The following is a 2,498-nucleotide window of genomic DNA, read 5'->3' on the forward strand; positions in this document are numbered from 1 at the left end:
AGGCTTGCCCGCGAAGAACGATTACGCGGTGTACTGGCGGAATCGTGTTATGGCCTTCGCGGGCAAGCCTCGCTGCTGCGGGTTTTGCGTTGACCCGAAACAAAGGTGCGAATTTTCCCACCCTACGCTAACCTGCGGCCATGTTTTACGAGGTCGACTATGCATATTCATATTCTTGGTATCTGCGGCACTTTCATGGGTTCGATGGCGGTTCTGGCCAAAGAGCTGGGCCATCACGTGACGGGCTCCGATGCCAACGTCTATCCGCCGATGAGCACTCAGCTTGAAGCGCAGGGCATTGAGTTGACCCAAGGCTACGACCCCGCCCAACTCGATCCGGCGCCGGATCTGGTGGTGATCGGCAACGCCATGTCGCGCGGCAACCCGGCCGTCGAATACGTGTTGAACAAAGGCCTGCCCTACGTCTCCGGCCCGCAATGGCTGGCCGACCACGTGCTGCAAGGTCGCTGGGTCCTGGCCGTCGCCGGCACCCATGGTAAAACCACCACCAGCAGCATGCTTGCCTGGGTCCTGGAGCACGCGGGCATGAGCCCGGGCTTCCTGATCGGCGGCGTGCCGCAGAACTTCTCGGTGTCGGCGCGTCTGGGTGACACACCGTTCTTCGTCATCGAAGCCGACGAGTACGACAGCGCGTTCTTCGACAAGCGCTCCAAGTTCGTTCACTACCGCCCGCGCACGGCCATTCTGAACAACCTGGAATACGATCACGCCGACATCTTCCCGGATTTGCCCGCCATTGAGCGGCAGTTCCACCACTTGGTGCGAACCATCCCGAGCGAAGGCCTGGTGATTCACCCGACCACCGAGCCAGCGTTGCAGCGCGTCATCGAGATGGGCTGCTGGACCCCGGTGCAAACCACCGGTGCCGGCGGTCAGTGGCAGGTCAAGCTGCTGAGCGAAGACGGCTCCAGGTTCGAAGTGATGTTCGAAGGCATTGCCCAAGGCGTCGTCGATTGGGACATGACCGGCCAGCACAACGTCGCCAACGCCCTGGCCACCCTGGCGGCTGCTCGCCACGTCGGCGTTGTACCGTCGATGGGCATCGCTGCATTGAGCGTCTTTAAAAGCGTGAAACGCCGGATGGAGAAAGTCGCCGAGGTTCGCGGCATTACCATCTACGACGACTTCGCTCACCACCCGACGGCCATTGCGACGACCCTCGACGGCCTGCGCAAACGCATCGGTGATGCGCCGTTGATTGCGATCATCGAGCCGCGCTCCAACTCCATGAAGCTCGGCGCTCACCGCGACGGCTTGCCGGAAAGCGTGGTCGATGCCGATCAAGTGATCTGGTATGCCCCCGCCAACCTCGGTTGGGACCTGGGCGCGACCGCCGCGTTGTGCACGGTGCCGTCGATCGTCAGCGACTCCCTGGAAGGCATCATCGAGCGCGTGAAGAGCCAGGCCCAGCCCGGCACCCACGTGGTGATCATGAGCAACGGTGGCTTCGGCGGCCTGCACGGCAAACTCGCCGAGGCGCTGCAATGAACAACGGCCCGGAACGCATCACCCTCGCGATGACGGGCGCTTCGGGCGCCCAGTACGGTTTACGTCTGCTCGACTGCCTGATCCGCGAAGACCGCGAGGTGCATTTCCTGATCTCCAAGGCGGCGCAACTGGTGATGGCTACCGAGACTGACGTCACGCTGCCGGCCAAACCGCAGACGATGCAGGCTTTCCTCACTGAATACACCGGCGCGGCCGCCGGGCAGATCAAGGTGTACGGCAAGGAAGACTGGATGTCTCCAGTGGCCTCGGGGTCTGGTGCGCCCGCGGCGATGGTGGTGGTGCCGTGTTCCACCGGGACGTTGTCGGCGATCGCGACCGGTGCCTGCAACAACCTGATCGAGCGGGCTGCCGACGTGACGTTGAAAGAGCGTCGCCAGCTGATTCTGGTGCCGCGTGAAGCGCCGTATTCGAGCATTCATCTGGAGCACATGCTCAAGCTGTCGAACATGGGCGTGACGATATTGCCGGCGTCGCCGGGCTTTTATCATCAGCCGCAGACGATCGATGACTTGATCGACTTTGTCGTGGCGCGGATTCTCAATCTGCTGAACATCCCGCAAGACATGCTGCCGCGTTGGGGCGAACACCATTTGAGCAGCGATGAATAAGCTGCTGATTGTTCTGCTGGCCCTGCAATTGGGGGGCTGCGCCACGGCGCGCACGCTGGACGCGGCCAAGCCTGGGGCGCCAGTGGTGTACGCGGGGACGCGCCTGGATTTGTATGCCATGAATGGCGGTTGTTGCGCGATGGACCGGTTTGGCGCCGAAGCGCCGAGCTACCCCGGCGTCGACCTGCCGGCCAGCGCGTTGCTCGACACGCTGTTATTGCCGTTGTCATTGCTGACGGTGATCGGGGTGAGTTTCCAGGCGACGGGCGGGTTGTAGCGTTCGGCTTTGAATCGGTGTGCGCCCTTCGCGGGCAAGCCTCGCTCCTACGGGTTCTCCGTTGCCTGTGTAGGAGCGAGGCT

The 2,498-nt window shown here is 62.7% G+C and carries 3 protein-coding genes; all 3 read left to right on the plus strand.

The window, feature by feature from the left end; genetic code table 11:
* The first annotated feature begins 159 nt into the window (after positions 1–159).
* From mpl to QMX98_RS34050, 3 genes are read left to right on the plus strand one after another with little or no spacing between them, the layout of a single operon-like run.
* Positions 160–1,509 (plus strand): UDP-N-acetylmuramate:L-alanyl-gamma-D-glutamyl-meso-diaminopimelate ligase, encoded by a 1,350-nt coding sequence (mpl, locus tag QMX98_RS34040; protein ID WP_172791774.1) that lies wholly within the window; start codon positions 160–162, stop codon positions 1,507–1,509.
* A complete protein-coding gene (gene ubiX / locus QMX98_RS34045) occupies positions 1,506–2,138 on the plus strand; it encodes a flavin prenyltransferase UbiX (protein ID WP_010467349.1) in 633 nt (210 codons plus the stop codon). Before mpl ends, ubiX begins: the two co-directional genes overlap by 4 nt.
* On the plus strand, positions 2,131–2,415 hold the full coding sequence (locus QMX98_RS34050) for a YceK/YidQ family lipoprotein (RefSeq protein ID WP_083375680.1): 285 nt from the start codon (positions 2,131–2,133) through the stop codon (positions 2,413–2,415). Before ubiX ends, QMX98_RS34050 begins: the two co-directional genes overlap by 8 nt.
* Positions 2,416–2,498 lie beyond the last annotated feature (83 nt).

This window comes from Pseudomonas sp. PS02303, assembly GCF_029959925.1.
Taxonomy (GTDB): Bacteria; Pseudomonadota; Gammaproteobacteria; order Pseudomonadales; family Pseudomonadaceae; genus Aquipseudomonas; species Aquipseudomonas mandelii.